This window comes from Glutamicibacter sp. NPDC087344, from assembly GCF_044744225.1.
In the GTDB taxonomy this organism is placed as follows: Bacteria; Actinomycetota; Actinomycetes; order Actinomycetales; family Micrococcaceae; genus Glutamicibacter.
Genome location: NZ_JBIUXY010000011.1, coordinates 21,688 through 45,234 on the forward strand (window position 1 = coordinate 21,688; position 23,547 = coordinate 45,234).

General features: G+C 58.7%; 26 protein-coding genes. 16 read left to right on the plus strand and 10 right to left on the minus strand.

Annotated elements, in window-relative coordinates:
- Nucleotides 1-14: 14 nt before the first annotated feature.
- Nucleotides 15-1,286 (plus strand): uracil-xanthine permease family protein, encoded by a 1,272-nt coding sequence (locus tag ACIOWL_RS17295; protein ID WP_400387904.1) that lies wholly within the window; start codon nt 15-17, stop codon nt 1,284-1,286.
- Here ACIOWL_RS17295 and ACIOWL_RS17300 read toward each other — a convergent pair.
- From ACIOWL_RS17300 to fepB, 5 genes are read right to left on the minus strand one after another with little or no spacing between them, the layout of a single operon-like run.
- Nucleotides 1,283-2,113 (minus strand): siderophore-interacting protein, encoded by an 831-nt coding sequence (locus ACIOWL_RS17300; protein WP_400387906.1) that lies wholly within the window; start codon nt 2,111-2,113, stop codon nt 1,283-1,285. The two genes, ACIOWL_RS17295 and ACIOWL_RS17300, sit on opposite strands and share 4 nt — an antisense overlap.
- Before the next feature lie 15 nt (nt 2,114-2,128).
- Nucleotides 2,129-2,944, minus strand: a complete 816-nt coding sequence (locus tag ACIOWL_RS17305; protein WP_400387909.1) for an ABC transporter ATP-binding protein — start codon at nt 2,942-2,944, stop codon at nt 2,129-2,131.
- Between the two features lie 8 nt (nt 2,945-2,952).
- Nucleotides 2,953-3,990 carry a FecCD family ABC transporter permease gene (locus tag ACIOWL_RS17310; RefSeq protein WP_400387911.1) on the minus strand — a complete coding sequence of 346 codons (1,038 nt, stop codon included), beginning with the start codon at nt 3,988-3,990 and terminating at the stop codon, nt 2,953-2,955.
- Complete coding sequence (locus ACIOWL_RS17315; protein WP_400387913.1) at nt 3,990-5,033, minus strand: FecCD family ABC transporter permease; 1,044 nt, start codon at nt 5,031-5,033, stop codon at nt 3,990-3,992. The genes ACIOWL_RS17310 and ACIOWL_RS17315 overlap by 1 nt, the downstream gene beginning before the upstream one ends.
- A 3-nt stretch (nt 5,034-5,036) precedes the next feature.
- A complete protein-coding gene (gene fepB / locus ACIOWL_RS17320) occupies nt 5,037-6,035 on the minus strand; it encodes a Fe2+-enterobactin ABC transporter substrate-binding protein (RefSeq protein ID WP_400387915.1) in 999 nt (332 codons plus the stop codon).
- Between the two features lie 84 nt (nt 6,036-6,119).
- Between fepB and ACIOWL_RS17325 the strand changes: the two genes are divergently transcribed.
- Nucleotides 6,120-7,532, plus strand: a complete 1,413-nt coding sequence (locus tag ACIOWL_RS17325) for a helix-turn-helix domain-containing protein (protein ID WP_400387918.1) — start codon at nt 6,120-6,122, stop codon at nt 7,530-7,532.
- 90 nt (nt 7,533-7,622) lie between these two features.
- Here ACIOWL_RS17325 and ACIOWL_RS17330 read toward each other — a convergent pair whose 3' ends face one another.
- Together ACIOWL_RS17330 and ACIOWL_RS17335 are read right to left on the minus strand one after the other, a co-directional pair.
- A complete protein-coding gene (locus tag ACIOWL_RS17330; protein WP_400387921.1) occupies nt 7,623-8,183 on the minus strand; it encodes a hypothetical protein in 561 nt (186 codons plus the stop codon).
- Nucleotides 8,167-8,472 (minus strand): type II toxin-antitoxin system prevent-host-death family antitoxin, encoded by a 306-nt coding sequence (locus tag ACIOWL_RS17335; protein ID WP_400387924.1) that lies wholly within the window; start codon nt 8,470-8,472, stop codon nt 8,167-8,169. The genes ACIOWL_RS17330 and ACIOWL_RS17335 overlap by 17 nt, the downstream gene beginning before the upstream one ends.
- 1,126 nt (nt 8,473-9,598) lie before the next feature.
- Here ACIOWL_RS17335 and ACIOWL_RS17340 point away from each other — a divergent pair.
- Nucleotides 9,599-10,003 carry an NUDIX domain-containing protein gene (locus ACIOWL_RS17340; protein WP_400387927.1) on the plus strand — a complete coding sequence of 135 codons (405 nt, stop codon included), beginning with the start codon at nt 9,599-9,601 and terminating at the stop codon, nt 10,001-10,003.
- Between the two features lie 131 nt (nt 10,004-10,134).
- Nucleotides 10,135-10,824 (plus strand): M24 family metallopeptidase, encoded by a 690-nt coding sequence (locus tag ACIOWL_RS17345; RefSeq protein WP_400387930.1) that lies wholly within the window; start codon nt 10,135-10,137, stop codon nt 10,822-10,824.
- A gap of 114 nt (nt 10,825-10,938) precedes the next feature.
- Here the strand turns inward: ACIOWL_RS17345 and ACIOWL_RS17350 are convergent, their stop codons facing one another.
- Nucleotides 10,939-11,718, minus strand: a complete 780-nt coding sequence (locus ACIOWL_RS17350; RefSeq protein ID WP_400388205.1) for a PaaX family transcriptional regulator — start codon at nt 11,716-11,718, stop codon at nt 10,939-10,941.
- A complete protein-coding gene (locus ACIOWL_RS17355) occupies nt 11,718-12,302 on the minus strand; it encodes a GNAT family N-acetyltransferase (RefSeq protein ID WP_400387933.1) in 585 nt (194 codons plus the stop codon). The genes ACIOWL_RS17350 and ACIOWL_RS17355 overlap by 1 nt, the downstream gene beginning before the upstream one ends.
- Before the next feature lie 35 nt (nt 12,303-12,337).
- Between ACIOWL_RS17355 and ACIOWL_RS17360 the strand changes: the two genes are divergently transcribed.
- Nucleotides 12,338-13,348, plus strand: coding sequence for an alpha/beta hydrolase family protein (locus tag ACIOWL_RS17360; protein WP_400387935.1), 1,011 nt, complete (start codon nt 12,338-12,340; stop codon nt 13,346-13,348).
- Between the two features lie 146 nt (nt 13,349-13,494).
- The gene (locus ACIOWL_RS17365) at nt 13,495-13,938 is read left to right on the plus strand and encodes a GNAT family N-acetyltransferase (RefSeq protein ID WP_400388208.1); all 444 of its coding nucleotides are present in this window, start codon (nt 13,495-13,497) and stop codon (nt 13,936-13,938) included.
- A 321-nt stretch (nt 13,939-14,259) separates the two neighbouring features.
- Here the strand turns inward: ACIOWL_RS17365 and ACIOWL_RS17370 are convergent, their stop codons facing one another.
- Entirely contained in the window at nt 14,260-14,688 is a 429-nt protein-coding gene (locus ACIOWL_RS17370) for a GNAT family N-acetyltransferase (protein ID WP_400387938.1), read from the minus strand.
- 387 nt (nt 14,689-15,075) lie between these two features.
- Here ACIOWL_RS17370 and ACIOWL_RS17375 point away from each other — a divergent pair, with 387 nt between their 5' ends.
- The 10 genes from ACIOWL_RS17375 (at nt 15,076) to ACIOWL_RS17420 (ending at nt 23,541) form a co-directional block, all read left to right on the plus strand.
- Nucleotides 15,076-15,384: a hypothetical protein gene (locus ACIOWL_RS17375; protein ID WP_400387941.1), complete on the plus strand. Its 309-nt coding sequence runs from the start codon at nt 15,076-15,078 to the stop codon at nt 15,382-15,384.
- A gap of 1,230 nt (nt 15,385-16,614) precedes the next feature.
- Nucleotides 16,615-16,851, plus strand: a complete 237-nt coding sequence (locus ACIOWL_RS17380; RefSeq protein ID WP_400387944.1) for a hypothetical protein — start codon at nt 16,615-16,617, stop codon at nt 16,849-16,851.
- 243 nt (nt 16,852-17,094) lie between these two features.
- Entirely contained in the window at nt 17,095-18,192 is a 1,098-nt protein-coding gene (locus tag ACIOWL_RS17385; protein WP_400387947.1) for a fatty acid desaturase family protein, read from the plus strand.
- 467 nt (nt 18,193-18,659) lie between these two features.
- A complete protein-coding gene (locus tag ACIOWL_RS17390; RefSeq protein ID WP_400387950.1) occupies nt 18,660-18,863 on the plus strand; it encodes a cold-shock protein in 204 nt (67 codons plus the stop codon).
- A 275-nt stretch (nt 18,864-19,138) separates the two neighbouring features.
- Nucleotides 19,139-19,456: a hypothetical protein gene (locus ACIOWL_RS17395; RefSeq protein WP_400387952.1), complete on the plus strand. Its 318-nt coding sequence runs from the start codon at nt 19,139-19,141 to the stop codon at nt 19,454-19,456.
- 159 nt (nt 19,457-19,615) lie between these two features.
- Entirely contained in the window at nt 19,616-20,311 is a 696-nt protein-coding gene (locus tag ACIOWL_RS17400; RefSeq protein WP_400387955.1) for a fasciclin domain-containing protein, read from the plus strand.
- A gap of 148 nt (nt 20,312-20,459) precedes the next feature.
- The gene (locus ACIOWL_RS17405; RefSeq protein ID WP_400387958.1) at nt 20,460-20,732 is read left to right on the plus strand and encodes a sigma factor; all 273 of its coding nucleotides are present in this window, start codon (nt 20,460-20,462) and stop codon (nt 20,730-20,732) included.
- Between the two features lie 129 nt (nt 20,733-20,861).
- On the plus strand, nt 20,862-21,008 hold the full coding sequence (locus tag ACIOWL_RS17410) for a sigma factor-like helix-turn-helix DNA-binding protein (RefSeq protein WP_400387961.1): 147 nt from the start codon (nt 20,862-20,864) through the stop codon (nt 21,006-21,008).
- A 29-nt stretch (nt 21,009-21,037) separates the two neighbouring features.
- The gene (locus ACIOWL_RS17415; RefSeq protein WP_400387964.1) at nt 21,038-21,844 is read left to right on the plus strand and encodes an anti-sigma factor domain-containing protein; all 807 of its coding nucleotides are present in this window, start codon (nt 21,038-21,040) and stop codon (nt 21,842-21,844) included.
- Nucleotides 21,845-22,350: 506 nt separating this feature from the next.
- A complete protein-coding gene (locus tag ACIOWL_RS17420) occupies nt 22,351-23,541 on the plus strand; it encodes a molybdopterin-dependent oxidoreductase (protein WP_400387967.1) in 1,191 nt (396 codons plus the stop codon).
- Nucleotides 23,542-23,547 lie beyond the last annotated feature (6 nt).

The window sequence follows — 23,547 nt, forward strand, 5'->3', positions numbered from 1 at the left end:
ATCTGGAGGAACGCATGAGTTGGCGCATTCACGGTGACGGCAAAAGAATCACCCCTGGTGAAGTTGTTGCCCCGGATGAGCGGCTGCATTGGCCGCAAACCATCTCCATTGGCACCCAGCACATCCTGGCGATGTTCGGCTCCAGCATCCTGGTGCCCACCCTGACCAAGTTCCCGGTAACCACCACGTTGCTGTTCACCGGGGTGGCGACCATCTTGTTCCTGCTGATCACCCGCAACAAGGTGCCCAGCTACCTGGGTTCGTCCTTTGCGCTGATCGCCCCGGTCCTCGCCGCCACCAAGGCGCATGATATGTCCGCGGCGCTGGGCGGCATTGTGATGACCGGGGCGCTGCTGTTCATCGTGGGTGTGGTGGTCGCGAAAACCGGCACCGGCTGGATCCATTCGTTGATGCCTCCGGTGGTGATGGGCACCATTGTGGCGCTGATCGGCCTGAACCTGGCCGGTTCCACCCTGAAGCCGATGCAGCACTATCCGGTCACCACGTTTTTGACGGTGATTGCCACGGTGCTTGCCACCGTGGTGTTCAAGGGCCTGCTGGGACGCCTGTCCATCCTGGTGGGTTTGCTGGCAGGCTATGCGATCGCGCTGGCGCAGGGCCAGGTCAACTTCGCCAAGGTTGGCGAGGCGGCCTGGTTCGGCCTGCCGGTCTTCAACACCCCCAGCTTCCACCTGGACACCGCCTTGCTGTTCCTGCCCGCGGTGTTTGTGCTGATCGCGGAGAACATCGGGCATGTGCGCACCGTGGGGGTGATGACCGGACGCGATTTATCTTCCTTCAACGGCCGCGCGCTGATGGCCGATGGCGCCGCCAGCATGGTGGCGGGTTTCGGCGGCGGCTCGGCCACCACCACCTATGCGGAAAACATCGGGGTGATGGCCGCCTCCCGGGTGTACTCCACGGCCGCCTACTGGGTGGCGGCGATCGCCGCGATCGCGCTGGCGTTCATGCCGAAGTTCGGCGCGCTGATCGGCACCATCCCGGAAGGGGTGATCGGCGGGCTGGGTATCGTGCTCTACGGCATGATCGGCATCGTGGGTGCGCGGTTGTGGATCGAGTCAAAGGTTGATTTCAGCAACCCGATCAACCTGATGACCGCGGGCACCGGGTTGATCATCGCGATCGCGGTGACCGGTGCGCTCACCTTCGGGCAGTTCCAGCTCGGCGGCATCGCGCTGGGAACCATCGCCACCCTGGTGGTGTTCCACCTGATGAGCTTCGCGGCCAGACTGCGCGGAAACACCGAGGTGCAGCACTCCCGCTAGATCTGAAGCTCCAGGTCGTCGAGTTCCGCCGAGCCGGACCCGGCGGCCAACAGCTTGGAATACGCCTCGAGGCGCACCTGGTCGATGCGGGTGTTCGACACCCCGCGTTTCCAGTAGCCGAACACCGCGACCCGGTCCTTGCCCAGCTGGGCCCGCTGCCGGAAAAACGAGCGGACCTCACGCATGTCATCACGTTCCCCGGCGCCCCAGACCACCAGCGATTCGGGGTGCTCAAGGCTGCGCAGCTCGCGGCCGAACCCCTTCCCCGGTTCGATTCGCTCCAGGATGAAGTGCTCCAGCTGCGGCAGCTCGTCGAAGGCCAGCTGATCGGTGGTGGCGACCCACCCGCGGCCGCGAAGCTGCGCCGGGGCTTGGGCCAGCAGCGAATACAGCGCGGGGATCGCGGTGGAATCGGCGAAAACCACGGTGTCACGGCCCTCCGCCGGCGGGAAGTGCACGTGGGGGCGCGGACCGATGATATTCACCTGGTCGCCAAGCTGCAGGGAATCCAGCCAGCGCATCATGGGGCTGTGCTCGCCGTGGCGAACGATATCCACCTCGATGTCATTGCTTCCCTCGATCACCCGGCGCACGGTGTAGACCCGGGCGGTTTGCTCGAATCGTTCATCCAGCAGGAAACGGAATGCCACATTGGGGCGCAGCCACAGGGGTTCCGTGTCCAGCCCCGGCAGCCGCAGCACCAGCCGGGTCAGCTCTTCACTCACCGGCAGGATCTGTGTCACGCTGGCCGGCACGTGCTGCAGGCCTTCGCGGTGATCGGCTGATTTCAGCGCTTCATGCTCGATCAGTGGGGTGTTCTCGCTCATCGTGTTCTCCTCGGGTTATGAGTTGATTGGTTCGGTAATCCGGGCACGCGGAATGACCAGCGGCCTTCCGGTTTCCGGGTCTTGGATGATCCGCGCGTCTAGGTCGAAGACCTCGCGCAGGGTTTCTTCTGTCAGCACCTGCTGCGGGGTGCCGCTGGCGATGATGCGCCCATCGCGCATGGCGATCAGCTCCGTGGCGTACCGCGCGGCCAGAGCCAGGTCGTGCAGCACCGCGATCAGGGTGCGCCCGCTGCCGCGCAATGCCTGGCACAGCTCAAGCACCTCCAGCTGGTGGGAAATGTCCAGATAGGTGGTGGGTTCATCAAGCAGCAGCACCCCGGTCTGCTGGGCGAGCACCAGCGCGATCCAGGCGCGTTGGCGTTGGCCGCCGGAGAGCTCCTGGACCTGGCGGTGGGCGAAGCCGGTCAACCCCACGGCGGCCAGAGCGCGGTGGACGATGTCGGCGTCTTCGCCGGAGAACTGCTGGAACAGCCCTTGGTAGGGGGTGCGCCCCCGCAGCACCAGATCCGCCACCGTGATCGAGTCCGGGACCTGCGGGGATTGGGCCAGCAGGCCGATACGCTGTGCCACCTGCTTGGGCTTGAGCCCCGCCAGATCGGCGCCGTCGAACATTACCTGCCCGCCCTGGGGTTTCAACAGGCGGCCCAGGGCGCGCAGCAGTGTCGACTTTCCGCAGCCGTTGGGTCCGATGATGACGGTGAAGCTTCCCGGGGTGATGCTCAGCTGGACGTTGCTGACGATCTGCCTGGTTCCATACCCCAGGCTCAATCCGGCGGCGCTCAGGATCGGTTCATTGTGTTGTTTTTCCATGTGTTCCCCTAGATTCTGCGGGCCAAGAGCCACAGCAGGTAGAGACCGCCCAGCACGCTGGTCACCAGGCCGACGGGTGTGCGCACCGGCAGGCTCAATGACTGCGCCAGCAGGTCAGCGGCGCATAGCAGCACCGCCCCACCCAATGCCGATAACCAGATTTGGGTTTCCGGGCGCGGGGCCAGCCGGCGGATGATCTGCGGACTGGCAAAAGCGATGAATGCGATCGGCCCGGTGGCCGCGGTGGCGGCGGCGGCCGCGGTCACCGCCAGCAGCACACTGAGCATCCGCAACCGCTCGATGGGCAAACCCAGCGCCAGCGCGGTGTCATCCCCCATTTCACCCAGCGTCGCGCCGCGCCCCATCACCGAGAGCAGCGGCAACAGCGCCAGCACCGCGACGCCGACCGCCACGGCATGCGGCCAGCCCCGGCCGGTCAGCGAACCGGCGGTCCACAGCGTGGCAAGGGTTGCGTCCTGGGTGTTGGCGCGCAGCAAGATCAAGCTGGTCGCCGCGGTGGCCAGGGCCCCGACCCCAATGCCGACCAGGATCAGGCGCAGTCCCCCGGTCACCGCATCGCGCAGCGAGAGCAGGTACACCAGCAGGGCGCTGAACACCCCGCCGGCCACCGCGGCCAGCGCCGTGGGAAGCACCCCGCCGCCGAATAGCACAATCTGCGCCACCGCGCCGGCTGCCGCACCGGAGGTCAAGCCGATCACGTCCGGGGATCCCAGCGGGTTGCGGGTCAGCGATTGGAACAACGCCCCGGAGGCGCCCAGAAGCATTCCGACCCCGGCGGCGGTCAGCACCCGCGGCAGGCGGCGGCCCAGCACCGAACGCTGGGCCGAGTCCGAACCGCGGCCGGCGAACACCTCAAGCAGCGCGCCGAAATCCATCCGGATTCCGCCGAACATCAGCGACGCGGCAATGAGAGCCAGCAGCAGCCCGGCAAGGGCGGTGCCCAGCAGCAAGATCCGGCGGTGCAGGCGTACCGAGCGGGTTCCCACCCGCAACACCCGTTCCCCGGTAAGCAGTCCCTGATCCATCACACCCCCGCACTGCGCGAGCGCACCACGGCGATGAATACCGGAGCCCCGAACAGGGCCGTCGCAATGCCGGTCTGCAGCTCGGCCGGCGCCACCAGCCAGCGGCCCAGGGCATCAGCGCACACCAGGCACGCCGCCCCGAAGACCGCAGAAGCCGGAATCAGCCAGCGGTGGGCCGAACCTACTACGCGGCGCGCCAGATGGGCCGCGGCGAGCCCCACAAAACCGATCGGCCCCGCGGCGGCGGTGGCCGCGCCGGCCAGCAGCACGGCCGCGAGGATCGCCAGGGCGCGGACGCTTCCGGCCCTGGTGCCCAGAGCACGCGCGGTCGTATCCCCCAGGACCAGGTTGTCCAGCGGGCCGCTCAGGGCATAGGCGAACAGCAATCCGGCCACCACCAGCGGCAACACCGCGGCACTGGTTTCCAGGCCGCGCCCCTGCAAGGAACCCACCGCCCAGAAACGAAAACTCGCAAAGGAGCCCTCATTGCCAAGCAGGATCATCTGCGTGAGCGCGCCGAGAACCAGGCTCAGCGCGGTGCCGGCCAAGGCGATCCGGGCCCCGGTGGCCGCCGCGCCGCGGCTTGCCCCCAACAGGTGCACCGCGCCGGCGGCCAGCGCGGCACCGAGCAAAGCGAAAACCAGATAACCCTTGACGCTGGTGATCCCCAGAAAGGCGATGGCCACGCACACCAGCAGGGAGGCCCCGGCGTTGATCCCCAGAATGCCGGGGTCGCCCAACGGGTTGCGGGTCACCGACTGGATGAGCGCACCTGAGACACCCAGCGCCACCCCGGCGATGAGCCCCAGCACAATTCGCGGCAGCCGCGAGGAGATCACAATCAGGTGCTCGTTCTGCGTGGGGTCGTAGGCAAAAACTGCCTGCAGCGCTACCCTCGGCTCCACCGGGTGGGAGCCCACCCCCAGCCCCAGCACGCTGACCACCACGGTCAGCAGCAGCACCGACAGGATGACCACCGCGCCGCGGCGTTTCCCCGCCAGCGCGGCGGCCGGCGGGGCGGCAAGGTCTTGGGCGATGCTCACCTGCTACTTCCCAAAGGTTTCGACCAGGCCGGACACGGTGTCCTTGGCGCTGTAGTAATCCAGGCGGAAGGAGGTCGACCCCAGGTCGTAGACCCGGTGGTTTTCCACGGAGGGGAGGTTTGCCAGCAGGGCGTCGGAGCTGAACGCGTCGATCGGGGCCGCGGTACCGGTGCCCACCAGGAAAGCGGTGTGGGTATCGGCCAGCGCAGCTGGGACGTTCTCGCTGCTGAGGATATCAACGCCGTTGGTGGCGGCCTGCTGCTGGCTCAGCTCGCCGGGCACGGCCAGGTAGTCGAACCCCAGGGATTCAAGCAGTGCCGCCTGCGGGCTGGATTCGTCGTACGCCCAGACCCCGTCGGCCCCCAGGTAGGCCAGCGCGGTCACCGGCTGGGCGGGCAGTGAGATGTTTTCAGCCTGTTCGGCGACGAAGTTGTCATAGTCCTGCAGTACGGCGCTGGCCTCGGATTCCCGCCCGGTCGCCTCTGCCAGCGTGGTGGTCAGCTGCTGCCAGGTCTCGGTGCCGTAGTCCAGCAGGATGGTAGGGGCAATCTCGGAGAGCTGGTCGTAGGAGTCGAGCACCGAGTCTCCCCCGTTGACCGAACCGATGATCAGATCCGGTTCCAAGGCATCCACCGCGTCCAGATCCAATTCCAGGTTTTGGTAGGCAACCTGGACGTTGGCGTCGTCGGCTTCCTCGGCCCACTGCGTAAAAAATCCCTTGTCATCGGTCATGCTGGTGACCATGGTGGCGCCGGTGCCGATCAGCGGGGCGTCGATGGCCAGCAGGCTTCCGGTGATGGAAGGGGAGGTTGAGACAATACGCAGTGGTTCAGCCTCCAGCTCGGTGGTGCCCGCATCATGTTGGATCTGCCGCGGCCACTCCCCGGACTGGGCACTGGGGCTCGTGCTGTTCTGGGTCGCTGCGGTGCTCGTGTCGGAGCAGCCGGTCAGAGCGAAAATCATCAAGGCGGCCGCCGCGGCGGGGGCGATCAAACGGGACATGAAAGTAGCAAGGCCTTCCGGGAAAGTGGTGCGCGGACACCTCAGTCCGCCATAATTAGGTTAGACAAGCCTTAGGTAAATGGGATGACAGGGACGGACAAGTTGTTACCACTTCGCAAACCGACGTTGTATTGGGCCATGCGGGGAAGCTTCCACTACCGGGTCGACACCAGCACCGGACTGGTTCAGGACGGTCACGGTTTATGGGTTCCGGCCGGTTCCGAGGTGGTGCTGGCGCCCCGGCACGGTGCGGTGGTGATCCCGATCCCGGGACTGGATATTCCCGGGCAGGCAAACCACCGGGTCTTCCGCTTTTCACCGCCCTGGCGCGAGGCACTGCTTCACGCCTATGCGGTGTCCATCGGCCACCTTGAGCATCAAGCAAGCCCCAGCGATCCGGTGCATAGCGAATTCACCAGGGTTTTCACCCGCGGCCAGCAACCGCTGGCCCCGCCATTCCCCCGCAGCCAGGACCTGGTGCAGTGGTGCTCCCGGGTTCTGGACACCCCAGGCACCGAACCGCCGCCGGCCGGCTGGCACACACGGACCTTGCACCGATGGATGCTCAACGAAACCGGGCTCTCCCCGCAGGCGTGGACCCGGGCTGCCCGTTTGGCTCGGGCCGCGCAGCAGTTGACGCAGGGCATCGACCCCGCCATGGTGGCAGTCACCGCCGGGTACACCAGCACCAGCGCCTTCAGCCGCGCGTTCGCCCGGCATACCGGGGTGAGCCCCGCACGCTGGGTGGATCAGCCTGCCCCGGACTGCGATGGCGAGAACGCCGATCCGCGGGCGGCCCTGGCCCGGATCCCTCCGGGTGGAACCTGGGCGCGTATCAACGGAGCCCATGTGGCCATCTGGATGGCAAGCGGTCGTGCGCGAGTGGAGGTGGGCCAGCGTGTGCTGGTCCTCGAAGCCGGACAGGGAGTGGTGCTGCCCGCCGGGCATCCGAACAAGATCACGTTCCTGGACCCGGGCACCGTGTTGCTGCCCGTCGGCTACCGTCCCGGTGCCAGCCTGGAACTTGCCGCCCCGCGCCAGGCCACCGACTGCGCACCGGAAGACGCCGAGTTGATGATCGGCTCCAGCGCCGCTTGCTACGGGGGCTTGCCGCATCCGGGGATCGATCCGGGTTATGCATTCAACAAACTCAGCGAACCCCAGCAAGCCACCGACTTGCACGGCGATTGGCGGCTGCTCTCCCGGCTGGCCAGCGCAGTGGGGGAGCAAAAAACCAGCTCGCTGGAGCAGTTGGCACGCACCGCAAGCTTGGAACCTGCGCGGCTGAGCCAGGTGCTGGAGCAACACACCGGTTTGCGTTTTGCGCAGTGGAAGAGGCGCATCCGCATGACCCGTGCGCGCGGCATCCTGCTACGCGGCGCCAGCCCAGGGCACGTGGCACGCTCCCTGGGTTATGCCCACCCTTCGGCGTTCACCCGGGCCTTCAGTGCAGTGCATGGGCGCGCGCCCTCAGGCCTGGCGCGGGATGGCGACTGACCACTGTGGTTTGCCCTGCTCATACAGGATCGGAGAGGCCGCGTTGCGGCGGTCATGCCTATGACCCTGATCGAGCAATCATTTTTGTGGTCACCGGCGTCCGCGATGGGCCCCCGCGTGACCCCTCACACGAATGCAGGGTGTTTTCAACTTGGGCATGACTTCCCCGCATCCAGGTTCGCGTCGGCTCGCAAAGATACGGTCTGGTTGAGCGCTTGTTGCGATACGACCAAGGGCTGTCGCGATGGCAGCTTCATGGTTCATTTTACCGTTTACCCATGCCGCTGACAGGGCTTCGACAATCTCATCCTTGGACAAAATTTTGACGAAGTCCTCATCGAGTGCCCCCGAGGCAACAGCCACCTTGCTGGGTTTGCCGGATTGGATCAGCCCAACAACTTTCTGCGCACTCACCCCGTAAATGGTGTGGAAGTCTCGTTGCGTCGCCTCGACGGTGTTGAAACCGAGCAAGTTCATCTTGTTCTGATGCGAAAAGGGGTGTTGGCCCTGCAGTGCGGCGAACAGCGAAACACTGGCTTCCGCCGCGTTTTCCCGCTGCGCGGCTACGACGTTCCGGATCAACCAGACGACACTTTCATCGATGAAGACAACCTCGTCTTGCTGTTGTGGTGGTTCACCGTTCGCCGGCAAGGAGTCGTTCCCGAGCCTGGTCCGCCGTCAACATTGCCGAACGGTCGGCAACAAGGTTGGCTGCCATGTCCAGGACCTTCAGCTCAACATCGCGCAGAAGCTGGCGTTGTTCATCACGTTCAGCCGCGCTCATGACGACGGCAACTGGCTTTCCATGACTCGTCAAAATCACTGGGCGCTCCTGCGCCTGAGTCATAATGAATCCTACCCCTCGGCGCGCGGCCGCAGTAGACGAGATCCTTAGAGGCTGAGTTGTTGCCATGGAACTAAGGTACTGATAAATGTGCATAAATACATCGAAAATCGGCAGTGGTGTCGACTGCCTTGTCGGATTGTCAATACCTTCGGTGCTTTCCGACCGCCGATTCCATAGCAACAAGCGCGGGCGAGGAATACGCCGCAGGCGAAGACAAAGCTTCACCTTCGCCCTATGCGGGGCATAAGTAGAGGTGAACAACCAACTCGCGATCGCTCCCCGGGGCCACAAGCTCAAGAATGCGAACGTGAAAAATTGCAAATGAAAACCGTAAGACAGTATGGACGGTTGGCATCATTCACCGTTTTCAGCCTCTTGGCTCTTTCTACAACCATCAATCCTTGGTTACTGGGAGTACTAGCACTTACCTCAGTCGCGATAATTCATTTTGCTGCCAGCCGGGCAGAGCGAAGAGCACCTGGGAAAACACCCTCTGAATAGGCAATTTACCCATTCAAGTCGACTACTCTTGGCAACCGATCGGTAATCATCCTCGTATGTTCAGCGGACCAGTTTGGCGTCAAGAGATATCCTACTGCGGTAGTCATGCACTGGTCCCGCTTTGCGCAAACAAAGCACTTCACCCATCGTTAGATGCTCTCATTGGGGACTCAGCACGTAGGTCCCCCGCGATCCTGTTAAAAGTTCCTCTCCACCCACTGGCTGATCAGCCTTTTGATCAAGAATGATTCGGCCAATATTCCAAGCCAAATCAGCCACCGCTGTATTGACCAATCACCTTGTCCACTAACAGGCCTCATGGATCGGCTTAGTTAACGCCCATAAAGCTTCGGTGTGGTCAACGGGACGCTGGCCTTCGATTTGAGATTCGCATCAGCGAGAAGTCCCGCTGGTGGCGCTCATCGAAAATGTTCACCTACACACTGGCATCTTAGTGAGAATTGGTTCCGCTCTCGTGTCAGAAACGGTCGATTTCGATGTCCACATAACGCCCCTTCACCGGGCGTTTTCTCGGGCGGGGTATACGGGAAAACCCAAAGTACGAGCTTTCAAAGGTGTTAGTCAGAGTGGGGTGTTCCCGTAGGAGGAACGTCATACGGGATAGGCGTGACCAGCTCCCAAAATTACCTCACTCACCCCTGTCAGAGCGGCCGCATCCTTGTAATTCAATTCGTAACGACATCTGTAGACTCATCTCATGGGAGAGCCTATGAAACACTATGTGTCCTGCGGATTGCTCGTACGCTCGGGGAGAATTTTTCTTGTGCACCGTTCCCCTTCAAAGGCCAAATATCCGAATGTCTGGGATCTTCCAGGAGGCCATGTTGAAGAGTCCGAGAACAGCCGACAAGCGATTGTGCGTGAACTTAGCGAAGAGTTAAACGTAGAAATAGTCCCGCCAAACACGGAAGACCTACTTGCCACTCATCAGGAAGAAAATCTCTTCCTAGAAATTTGGCGGGTCTCTGAATGGGACGGCGAGATTATTAACGCTGCACCCGAGGAACATGACGATTTCGGGTGGTTCACCTTGGATGAGGCAATCGGTTTGGATCTGGCCAACGAAGAGTATCAAGCTCTTTTCAAACAGGTACTCGCCTGATTTCTGTCCCGAAGAGGGGTACTCTTACGGAGAGCTTCATGCAGTCCCATCCCAAGCCATCGTGGCCTTGACGGATAGGATCGACAAAACCATTCAGTACGTGCAATTGGAGCGGAACGGGCAGGATCAGCGTGTCTCATCGAAAAGTTCAAGCAATCGCTCGGGAAACAATGGACGTTGCCCAGCAAAGCATTTATCCGGGACAGCATCTAACTGCAGTTCGCGACCTGTGTGAAGAGACGATGCTGTCCCTGGGCGCTGATTCATTTTGGTATTGGGGCATCGGTGCATTTGTTTTCTGCGGAAAAGATACGACTCTTTCTGTCCCGGGCAAAAGTTATGAAACTGCAGACCGAACCATCGCGTCGGATGACATTATCACCATAGATCTCAGTCCACAGAAAGACGGCTTGTGGGGAGATCTTGCCCGAACGATTATCGTCGAGGGCGGAAAACCACTGCTGGATTCGAAGCTGACTCAGAACGTGGAGTGGCGTGCAGGGATCCTTGCCGAAGAACAACTGCACACAATCCTCAGCAGCGTGGCCAGACCAGAAATGACTTTCGAGGAGCTGCATACTCGGATGAACGCTCATGTGATTGAACTTGGATTTGAGAACATCGATTTCTTGGGCAATCTTGGGCATTCAATAGAACGGAATAGTGCCGACCGGATATACATCGAGCCAGGTAACACACGGCGGCTCGGTGAAACTGAATTTTTCACTTTCGAACCGCACATTAAACGATCTGACGGCGAGTACGGTTTCAAACACGAAAATATTTACCAGTTTCATGGCTCTACGCTGGCGGCGATCTAGATACTGACTCTATTTATCATGGGCTGACGCGCTGATGTCCCGCAGACGGTTCCGCTTACAGGGCATCAACAATGATCGATTTCGAGGTGTGATCGAGGGTATCGATTCAGTTGCTCAGCTTTCAACGATAGACCACTGCGCATATGCGGTAGCGGGACCGATTTCCTTCCATTTTCGCCTCCATTGCTGGCGCAGCTGCGCTGGGCGCCATGGTTGCGGACGCAGCTCTGGCGGGATGAGCGGGTCCTTTCGAATCGCATCTTCGAGCGCGGCTGCAAGGAAAATCCGGCGTACGTCAGCCGAGACGTTCGGGGCGTTCGATGCTAAAGCTTCTTCGACGGCTTTATAGCCCTCGACAACGGGGACTGCGGGCCAGAGGGTCTCTGCGATCTCGATCGGATCGCACACTCCTCGCACGTTGAGGTCTGTTGCGCGTGCCGTCACCATATAGCGGTCTGCTTGATCGGGGAGAAGACTTCCGAGGTCGTGAGGACTGATGAACACGCCGGTCGATAGTGGTGCCGCACCGAATGCGATGAGCATACGTCGTAGGGAGTCACGCGCGGAGCGGTCGCTCTCGGGCGCGCTGACCGTGAACAGACGCCATGCCCCGTCCCAGCGTTCCTTCCCTGCATCTTGTTCCGCAGCGAGCTCCAATGCGAGGCGATCGTGCCTGATGCGCTCGCGCCCAGCAGCAGTCATCACTAAGCGGCCGGCTCGCCCGCGGCCCTCTTGTTGAAGGTCGCCTGCGGCCTGCATCCGTCGTATTGCAAGACGCAGTGTCTGATCATCAAGTCCGGAGGCATTCGCCGCGTCGTACACCACTGCCAATGGCACATCCCCCTTAATTGGGAGAAACGCCTCGACGACTGTGCGAGCGGAGACGGGGTTCATCAACTTACCTCCTTTTCCATAGTGGTGTAGCGATCGAAACCGTAGATCGACGCCAGAGTCCCCATTCTCCCACCATCAACAGGAAGGAATCCCTGACGACGGTAGAGGGCCTCGGCACGGGGATTGGTGTCGACAACAGTCAATTGAACTGCGTGCAAACCCGAAGCGCGTGCATATTCGCTCGCGGCTTCCAGGAGAGCGGAACCCGTTCCACGTCCACGCTGATCCTCTGCGACGCAAATCCCGTCAAGCACCAGCGCATCGCTCACGTCTGAGCGCGCCAGTGGTGAGAGCACAAGTCTGGCGCGTAGCGCTGCCAGAAACGGCAGCTGTCCACGCAGCATCGCGAATGTTGGAGACACTGCTCCAAAGCCGGCTTGACGGTAACCGCACATGCCCACAACGCTTGCGTCTGCACGGGCCACGAAGGTACGGTCAGCACGCAAAGATGCTGTGACATTCAAGAGCCCGCGCTCATCCGACGAAAATGCAGGTTTGAGCTTGCGGCGGAACGCCTGCCAGTAGAGTGCCCCCACGAACGGACGCTCATCGTCCGAGAAGCCTTGGCCAATCTGAATCACCATGACACAAATCTATCGCATCATGTACGATCGTGCACATGAAGTTAGTTTTTCGTGTTGTCGCAACCATAACCTCTTGCCTCGTCGCCCTGGCGATGGCCGCGACGGGTGTTTCCGTCATCGGTAACTCGTACAGCTTCGAGGAGCGCGAGGTGCAGATCCCCACAGAAAAGGGTTACCTCGCTGGGATACTGACCACTCCGAAGAACATGGAGGCCAGAGGCTTGGTCGTAATGATCCACGGGGATGGTCCGGTCGACGCAACCCAAGGAGGCCTGTACGATCCATGGTTTGATGGCGCCGCGGCAAGCGGTTACGCGACGCTGTCATGGAGCAAGCCCGGAATCAACGGCTCTTCCGGCGATTGGCTCTCGCAAAGCATGACCGATCGAGCGGAAGAAGTGGAAACCGCGATCGCTTGGGCACGCGCGCAGCCGGATGTCACCGTGACGCGACTGGTGCTTTGGGGTGCAAGTCAAGCAGGCTGGGTGCTACCTACGGTTGTCGCAGACCGAGTCGATATCGATGGTGTCATAGCAGTGGGAACAGCCGTGAACTGGCTTCGGCAAGGTCACTTCAACCTTGAGTCTGAGCTTACCCTCAATGGGGCCTCACCAGAGGAACATGCTCTAGCCACTGCCGCAAGCCGGCGCGTCAATAACCTATTGGCCGCCGGGGCGAGCTATGAAGCATATGCTGGCACGACAGTCGACCCTATGACGCGGGAACGATGGGAGTTCGTGTCCAAGAACTTCACCGTTGACGCGACCGGTGAGCTAACCCGCGCCGCTTCCCGTGGAATCCCGTGGCTGCTCCTGGCCGGCGAACATGATCGAAACGTAGACATGGCAGAAACTATCCGCACCTATCACGATATCTTCGGCGATGCGCTGACGGTAACTAAGGTAGATGCCGCCCACTCCACGGCTCGACCAGTCATGGAAGACTCCGACCTGATCGGATTCTCCACCGCAATTCTCTGGCCCCGCGCTTTACTGGCCAACGGGGTTATCGACACTTACCGTGAGTTTTTGAACGAACTATTTTAGGGCGTAGGCAACTCCTGGCTGATTCAAAAACGGCTGTTTTTGATGTCCCGTAGCTGGATGAATACCCGGGACCGGAGAATGGCTAGCAGCATAATGGTTCCATGACTACAAGTTTGATTCGAGCACCACGTGAAGATGAATGGGCAATGATCGCTGATCTTCACCTCAGGACGTGGCAAGAAACTTATTCAGGGAAATTCCCCGAATCGGAATGGGGTCCGGAAGCCCGGATAGCGCGAATCGGTATGCGGAAAGCTATTGGTTCTGCACCACGACCAGGAGACAGATTTGCAGTTGCTGAGCGAGAAGGACAACTGGTTGGTCTAGCCGGTTCCGGGGCATCTCAGGACGACCCTGCCCCTAGAACGACACAGCTCTGGTTCATCTATCTGTTATCTAGCGAGCAAGGCACTGGCGCTGGACAGGAATTGCTTGACCACGTCCTCGGAACGTCGCCTTCCAGCTTGTGGGTGCTCGAAGACAACCCGAGAGCCATATCGTTCTACAGGCGAAATGGATTTCGTCCAGATGGGGCACGGAAGCCGACCGGGTTTGAAGCAGCAGGGGACGAAATTCGAATGGTCCGCTAGAATCTCAGCTTTGCACGGCTTGACCCGATGCCAGTGAAAGCTTTTCCGCAAGCTAGTCGCTCACCGGGGCACGCACTGTACTGACTCAGTTTGCGAGCATTTCCAATATTCATGGGCAAGGCAAGTGCACCAAATGCCCCGTCGGAAAACTGCCCGAAGAAGGTGCGCGCCTTGTGCGGACACCTAAAACGGTAGTTTTCGAAGCGTTTACGCCGAGCGCTGTCAGACGGTTCTCGCGTCGATCAGCATTCGCGCGCTGACCAGACGCCGTGATTCGAAAAGAGTGCGATTGAGCAATCATCGTGGTCATTCCGGACATTACTAGGCGCGCAACGTCATGAAGACATCGATCTCGTCCTCAGTGTCGATCACGAAACCGAACCGCTCATAGAGGCGACAAGCGGCGCTTCCCTGCAATACGTTTAGCCGGGTGTCGCCATGGTGCGGTTCATCCAGCACCGTCCGCAAGATCGTAGATCCGATCCCTTGGCCCTGAACATTCGGCGACAAGTAAAAATGCTCAATCCAGCGGACATCCCCGTCGAGTCGGGTTGTGATCGATCCGACATCGGCCCCATCTAGTACAACGATTCTTGACCAAGCGGGCACGAAACTTGCTCTCATTCTTTCCCGCACACGCACACTGTCGTAGCGGTCGAGACGCTCAAGGTCAGCCCGGAGGACTGCAGCCCGGAGCTCTACTAGCCAATCGATGTCATCGGGAACACTGGGGCGCAAAGAGACAGTCATGAGGTAAAAGATATCGAATCTGACGCATCCACCGCACTTCCAAATGAGGCGACGAGCAAAACGTGAGATACCGAAGCGCGTTGCATTACACCCAGCCAACCGTGAGGGGGAAACCCTGCAGGAACAATGTGTCAGGTATCAGTGGTTACTGGCGTCGCCTACCTGGCCAATTACGTTTTGCAGATTCCGGCTGTCCAAATTTGGTTGAATGAAGCGCCAAGATTACGCTTGCATTCATTCCCCCGCATGTCGGCGTGGACGCCCCCCGACGTGGACGCGATCCACCGGGTGACCTCGACGTATTACCGGTTGATCTTCATTGACTCGGGCAATGACGAGTCAAATCCGATGTGGCGGCGCATGATCAACCACACTGATTAGCTCGTCTTGGCCACCACGACCCGTGATGACCACGACGAAGCCGGTGCGCTGCTGCTGGAAGCGCTCGGACAGCAGAACGACAAAGCCCACTCCCTGGCGCAGAACGCGGTGGCCGTGGTGACTCAGGCTGATTCTAAAGCCACTGCTGCTGACGTGAGGCGCGTCACAGATGAATACGGGCCCTTGGCCCGTGATGTGGCAAGTGTTCCGTTTGATCCAGCAATGGTGGACGGGATTCTGCGGTACGACGCACTACGCCCGAGCACGCAACGAGCATGGCTTGCCGCCGGTTCGACTGTCGCGCGGGGTCTTTAGGACCACTTATGGGTGTAGGTAGAAGTGTGGCGGATATCGTTTCTTACATTCCAAGGGATTTCGCGGATCACCGCGTTCTCTGTCCATCCAGCTATACGGAAGAGCCCAGTTGGTAGTTCTCGGATGTTCTGGCAGAACTCACGGATAGTAATCCCTCGTGGTTGAGGTTGCACCGGTCGAATCTTAGAGATGGGACGTGAGATGAGCCAGAGAGTCAAGTCGTCGGTAGCTGCATCAAACACGGCTAGAATTAGCGACGTTTTGAGTTTCAGTGGCATTCCTAGAACGCCAGTGAGTAGCTCATGCGGTGGCGTGAAAACTTTGGTCTTATCGGTTAATCCGCCATGGGCGGCAAGGTGGTTCCGTGTCTCTGGAACATCAAAGAGTTGACGAAGTTCTTGGGTAATCCGAGCAGGTGGCTGTATCTGGAACATGTGGGTCTCCGTTGTTTACGGTTTCAAAGGAGATTTCCTTTGTTTACCGGCGGTCGATGACTTCCTACATGCCGTGTGCTAATACAGTGTGCAGAGCCCATCGAGGGCATCTTTTTAGCATACGCCTATTCGGATGAGACTCCTACCGCCCGTCTGGCCTGAGCCACGGCGAACAGTGAGCTTCTTTGTTGCTGGCAAGGAAGATCTCTCATACTCCGATAGTGCATCCGGGTGCGCCGCCTGGATGTCACCTTTGCGAAATTATTTTCGCGCAGCGCCGCACTGTTGGTGTGTATTCACTCGTGATAGATGATGTCTTCGGCGAAGCACCAGATACCGAAGACTTCGTCTGTGTCATCTGTCGCGAGGACTATAGACCAGCCCTTGGGCACGCTTGGTCGCTTGGGCTTCTAGGCAAACGTTGGCGCCCAAAACGGGCAGGGTGGCCGACACTCGCTTAGAGGGGGAGTAGAAGGCCGTTTGAGCATTCATCTTTGGGCTAAATCGCAACACATCGTGTTTTGTCCCGCGATAGTTAAATTTGCGCCCAAGTGGTTCTTCAACAGGGGGCGGACTCTTTGGTTCACTCACACCTGAAACTGTAGACCTACAAACCGAAACGTGGCTGTGGCGCGCAGGTAACGCGCAGGTCCACTGTGAAGCGCGTTTTACCCCGGCCCAGAAGAACACAAGGATCTGCGAGCTTCAATACCCTGCTAGGCTCAAGTAGCCGCTGACGTTACGCCGCAAATACTGAAGAATCATCCGATTTCATCTTCACCGACGGGAATATCTCATGGGCAACAGCCCTGAAGCAGCACTAGGCATCGCCCTACTCACCTCACTCGTTCGCCAAGACCGCGAAGCCTTCCTGATCATCGCTTCCGAGCTTGAAGGTGGCAATACCCAAGCCGTGGCTATCCTTGCCCGACTGGGCGAAGCAATGGTCGCGATGATCGCAGAACTGCTGCAAATCAGCAATGAGGAAGCGCTCACGCGCATTGCAGCATCCCTCGCACTGAACGCTGAATAAATTCCGAAGAACCAAGTATCCAAACATACTCTGACACCAGACGATAAACGAGCTTAAGCACCCACAGTGGATGTGTGATTCGGTCAGTGAATAACCATTCCGATCCACTACTTTCGCGAGAAAGAATGAAAACTACGGAACTGTCGCTGAACACACCGCAAGTCCACGTAGACTATGAACTACAGGCTCGGTCGGGAACCACATTTCCACGACGTCGCGAGTACTTTCAATCAAGGACTTTATTTGCCTCGCAGTTCTCTGCTGGAATCTCCAGCACCCACCGTAAAACCCGGTGATCCTCAAAGTTTTTTCCACGTCAAGAAACTGGTTGGCGAAGCTGGACTGCTCCGCCGCCGGCCGGGGCACTACCTTGGCATCGGCATCGTGTTGACCGTGCTGCTATCGGGCACTATGGCAGGAGTGGTATTACTGGGAGACAGCTGGCTCCAGCTGCTCATGGCCGCAGCGCTGGGCCTCCTGCTCACCCAATTCGCATTCCTAGCCCACGAAGCGGCACACCGCCAGATCCTGGCTTCCGGCAAAACCAACGACAAGCTCGGCCGCTTCCTCGCCAACTTCGTGGTTGGCATCAGCTACCAGTGGTGGATGAACAAACACAGCAAGCATCATGCAACACCGAACACCATTGGCAAGGACCCTGATATTGAGTGGGACACCATCTCGTTTCAGCCGGCCGACGCCCAGCGCCAGCGCGGCCTGCTCAAGTGGATCACCCAACGCCAGGGCTACCTGTTCTTCCCGCTGCTGACCCTGGAGGGGCTGAACCTGCATATGCAGTCGATCAAGTACCTGTTCGTCGGCCAGCGGGTGAAGCACCGCCGCCGAGAACTGATCTCGATCAGCCTGCGCATTGCTCTGTACTTGGGTGCCGTCTTCTTCCTTCTGCCGGTAGGCATGGCCTTCGCCTTCCTCGGCGTGCAGCTGGCGGTCTTCGGCATCTACATGGGTGCCTCGTTCGCGCCAAACCACAAGGGTATGCCCATGGTGCCTGCGGACGCCCGCATCGATTTCTTCTCGCGCCAGGTGCTCACGGGGCGCAACGTGATGGCTCGCTCCAACTTTGGCAACAGCGTGCTCTCCCACGTATACGGCGGGTTGAACTACCAGGTGGAACACCACTTGTTCCCTTCGATGCCGCGAGCCAATCTGGCCGGAGTTTCACAGATCGTGCGCAGCTACTGCGCCGAGCACCGGATCCCCTACACCATTGCCAGTGTTCGCGAGTCCTACGCCCAGGTCATCTCCTACCTGAACAAGGTCGGACTCTCGGCCCGCGACCCGTTCGAGTGTCCCATGATTTCCGGTTATCGGCTCTCTTAATCAGCATTCTTCCAGCAGGCGAAACGCTGAAAATGGCTCCATGAATACTCACCGAATCCGCCTAACCGCCGATCTGGGAAAGCCAACCGCGCTAAGCATGGTAGGCTCACTAATGGATGCTATGCTGCTGAGCAAAAGTTGTATCGCCTCTTTTTGGATTTTTAATAAGCGCCTCCTCGGAAGAAAATTCCATGTGAGCGAATCGCGTCTCTTGAAATATTCGTCCTGACTTCTTGTGTCGGGCATTCGGTTGGAAATCGGGTTTCTATAGGACCTATCCGACCGCTCACACATGCTTCCTCATTGAGATTTCTTTACACCCGGGCTCAGAATTCGATGTTCTGGTCGTAAAGATTGATCAGGCTTGATGAAAAATCATCGGAGGCATCACAGACTTATCTCGTGCCGCTCTGGCGACACATGCTCAAACCACCGGCTACCCGATGGCATAAGATTTAGGAATACACATGGCTACTGGCACTGTTAAATGGTTCAACTCCGAAAAGGGCTTCGGTTTCATCGCACCATCGGACGGATCCGCAGATGTATTCGCACACTATAGTGCGATTCAGAGCTTCGGATTCAAGAACCTTGAAGAAGGCCAAAGCGTTGAATACAAGCTCGAAGCTGGCCCTAAAGGCCCTCAGGCTACCGAGATCCAGGTGCGCTAAGCACACCTAGGCAATCTGCGAATGAAGATCGGGATGGGCTCATAGCCCATCCCGATCTTTTTGTGCGCCCGGCATGGGCATTTACTTGGATGTGAAAGCCCTCTGGCCGAGAAGGTGGCTTAAGGCCAAGCTAATGGCAACTGCGTCACGAGCGAGGTGGATGGGACGGAAAACAGTATCCCCAAGCTTGTGGGAAGGACACGTCGAGAACGATCCTTTGATCGCCCACGCAGTAAAGGTTGGCGAGGGCAGGCAAGCCATTCTTAGGATATCTCGTGTTCGTTGATCCAGAAACAGTACAACTGTGGGCCTCAAGCCAAGGGATCACAGGCATCTCCCTGCTTCCGGTTCCCACGGACGGATCAATTATCAGGATTAGAAATGAGCGACTGAACCAAGCCATCTCCGACTCCGTCAGAGCAGCCAATCAACGGGTAGCTAGAAGCGAACAAGTCAAAAGAATCATTGTACTTGCCACCGATTTAGGGGAAAACAGTGAACTGCTGACCCCGACCTTGAAACTCAAGCGAAGTAAATTTCTTGAAAGAGCAAACGACTTCGTCGACGAGCTCTATACCCCTGCTATGAGCTAGCTGTCAGCAATGATGCGAATCCTCAACTGACGGAACGGAAAAGTTTTTCAAGGAAAACCAATCCGGGTGACGTTCGGTCCCGAATACCTCGTGACAGCCCAAGCCAAGAGGTTTGGAACACCGACTGACCCAGTGGGGTCGCCAGGTAAGGAGAACGACATGAAAAGCATGCAGCGAAAGACAGTAGGGCTACTCTCGATTGCCGCGCTGGCCGCGTTCGGGTTGAGCGCTTGTTCCATGGACAACGCCTCCGAATCCACTCCAAGCAGTGAGTCCTCTGCCTCGAGCATGGCTCCCAGCAGCTCATCGATGTCTGAAGAGACTGAAATGGCCAGCGAATCGGCCATGGATCCAGCAGCTAACCTGGTCGGACCGGGCTGTGCAGCGTACGCAGAAGCAGTGCCCGAGGGCGAGGGCTCAGTCGCAGGGATGGCTAAGGACCCGGTGGCCGTTGCCGCCTCCAACAACCCCTTGCTGACTACCCTGACGAAGGCCGTTTCGGGTGAATTGAACAAGGATGTTGACCTCGTCGACACCCTCAACGGCGATGAATTCACCGTCTTCGCACCAGTGGACGATGCTTTCAAGGCAATTCCGGAGAAAGACCTGAACGCTGTCGTGTCGGATGCCGACATGCTGACCAAGGTGTTGACCTACCACGTGGTGCCTGGTCAGATGACGCCGGACGAGCTGAAGGGCGATCTTGAAACCGTTGAAGGCGACACGGTCAAGGTCAGCGGTAGTGGGGATGATCTGATGGTCAATGACGCCAAGGTCGTCTGCGGAGGAGTGCAGACTGCCAACGCGACTGTTTACCTGGTTGATTCGGTGCTGATGCCGCCAGCCAAGAAGTAACACGGGGACACTGTTGAAGAAGCCAGGGAATGAGCGGTTGATATCTAGCGGCTGTTCGTTCTCTGGCTTTTGTCTACCCAAGATCTGACCTGCACGAATTATTCTGAGCAAAACAAATGATCCTTAGCGGTGTAAGATCCTTGAATCCATGATGCCGAATCGATCAAGCGAACCTTCCGACGGTTCGACGCCGGATGAAGCTCTCGTGCTTCAGGTAGCGCGAGGAGACGAAGCAGCTTTTGAGCAGCTCTATGATCGGTTTGCCCCTCAGGTCTTCGGTCTAGTTAGCCGTCTGCTGCGCGATGAGGCTCATAATGAGGAAGTCACCCAAAAAATCTTCGTCAATGCTTGGCAGTATGCCGCTAGCTTCGACCCTCGGCGAACTACAGCGCTCACGTGGCTGTTGACGATCGCCCATTGATGCGCTGTGGATCAGATCCGATCGAAATCAGTGTGTCCGGAACCTGACCTGATATTCGACGTTAGAACCCTTCAGGAAGGCGATCACCGTTTGGAAGACGGGGCGGCATTCCAGAATGAGGGCGAGCGTATGTCTACGGCACTCCGTCAGCTGACTGAACTGCAACGAGAGGCGATCCAACTGGCCTATTTCGGGGGTCTAACGCATTGTGAGATCGCTGATCATCTCCAACTATCTGTGGGGATCGTGAAGGCTGGCATACGAGACGGAATGTAGAAACTACGAGATTTGATGGGAGTCGCGTGATGGGCAAGCACGATAGTGAGCTGTTCAGCGGCTTCGCACTGAACGCGCTGAGCCAGGCTGAACGCGATGAGGTGCTGCAGCGCGCGGCCATCGACGATACGAACGGCCAAGAGATTAACTCTTTGCAACAGACCGCCGCTTATCTCGGTCTCACTGTTCCCGAGATCCAGCCGCCACCGAAAATCAAGGCCAACGTCATGGATGCGATTCGCACCGTTGAACAGGTCCCTGCCAACGTCGCTGAAACTTTATCGGAGGGTTTGACAACGCAATCAAGAGCTCTGTCCTACCCCGTTGACGAACCTACCGAAAGTAGGCAGGGCGTTCGCAAAAAGTCGCAGAAGTTCTTTGCGCTGGCTGTGGGGATGTTACTTGTCACTTCTGGTGGTCTAGGCGCGATGGTGTGGAATCTGAATACTCAGCAGCAGCAGATGAGTACTCTGATTCAGGCTGTGAAGAGCGAGCGGGACACCATGATGCAGATCTTGAGCGCCCCAGACATGCAGTCCAAATCCCAGACGCTAGATGACGGTGCAACAATTAGGCTTTCGTACTCTGCAGAGTCTGGCGCCATGGCCGTGATAACTCACTCAATGCCTGAACTTCCAGAAGGGAAAGGCTATGAACTGTGGCTCATCTCCGCTGAGAAAGCTACCCCTGCCGGCATGCTAGACCTTTCAAACGCTTCAGCAACCGCAATGATTACCGGCTCAATGGAAGGCATCACCCACTTCGGGATCACCGTGGAACCCGCCACAGGCTCACAGACTCCCACGACAGAGCCAATCCTCTTGCAAAGTCTATAGAAACGCCGACAAGCATACGGTGCTGGTGTGCCATTTCTTTGAAATCCAATCCAGGCACCGGATGACTCCGAATAGGAGTTATCCGGTGTTCGAGTAACGCATTCGAACACTCTGCAACGAAGTGTGGGGTTCAGTGACATGGAGCAAAGCCAAAGAAAAAACAAGCGTCATATCTGGCGCTATCCTATAGCTGGCATCTGCTCAGCCATGGTCCTGTTCACCACCGCTCAAGCAGCGTCTACATTTTTCGGTACTGCTTCAGCCCCCTCGTCGCCCTCGGGTCAACAATCATTGATTTCACTCCGCCATGGCTCAAAGACCTAGCCATCGGCTTATTCGGCACCAACGACAAGCTCTTTCTATTCATCACTTTATCGATCACCGCCGCCCTCTTAGCCGCCGCCGTAGGACTTGCCGCAGCGCGGAGCCTGGCACTCGGATTGATCTTGGTTTCGGGGTTATCCGTAATATTAGGTGCTTCGGTGCTAAGTCGCTCGGCGACAAACGTGCTGGATCTGATTCCGACGATCATTGGCACCGTTCTAGGCCTGGGTACACTCACGCTTCTTAGCAGCATGGCTGCCCGCGCCGCTGCACCAACGGACCAGCTCCAGGCCGAAAACACAACATCACGAAGAAAATTTCTCCTCGGATCCGTTGGTACGGTGGCGCTTGGCCTGCTTGCCGTTGTCACTGCCCAAGCCTTGCAGAGCATTAGAAATACCGCAGAGTCAGCCCGCGCAGCCCTTGGTCTTCCCTCAGCGAAAGTGAAAGTCCAAGCCCCACCTCCTGGCGCTGAACTGAACGTCCCTGGTGCCTCTAGATTTGTCACACCGAACCAGGACTTCTACCGAATCGACACGGCCTTGTCTGTGCCGCAGATCGATCCGCAAGACTGGTCACTAAGAATTCACGGGATGGTCGAGAAAGAATTCACACTTACGTTTAATGAACTTTTGGATTTGGACCTTGTGGAGCACTACCTCACCTTGACCTGCGTTTCCAATCCAGTGGGTGGCGATCTCGTCGGTAACGCCAAATGGCTTGGTTACCCACTGCGAGAACTACTTGCCCAAGCCAAGCCTTTACCAGGTGCCGATATGGTCCTTTCCACCTCTTTCGACGGTTTCAGCGCCTCGACACCGCTGGAGGCTCTCACCGATAGTCGCGAAGCACTGCTGGCCATTGGGATGAACGACGAACCTTTACCACTAGATCACGGTTTTCCGGTGCGCATGGTGGTTCCTGGACTCTACGGGTATGTTTCGGCGACCAAATGGGTGGTTGATCTTGAAGTGACAAGGTTCCAAGACAAGGTGGCTTATTGGACTACTCGTGGTTGGTCGGAACGAGGTCCGATTAAGATGTCATCTCGAATTGACACTCCAGGATCCTTCGCCAAGCTGCCGGCCGGAAAAGTTGTCTTCGGTGGCACCGCCTGGGCTCAGACGACGGGGGTTTCCAAAGTAGAGATCCGTATCGATAACGGTCCGTGGCAAGAGGTCGAACTCGCCACCGAGCTCTCCGCAGACACCTGGCGTCAATGGCGGTTCGAATGGAATGAAGCTACTGCGGGAAATCACTCGGCGACTGTCCGCATGACCAATGCTGAAGGTGAATTGCAGACAGAAGAAACCGCGGCGCCTGTTCCTAACGGTTCGTCCGGCTGGCACCGGCTGCAATTCAGTGTCGAGTAGCAAAAA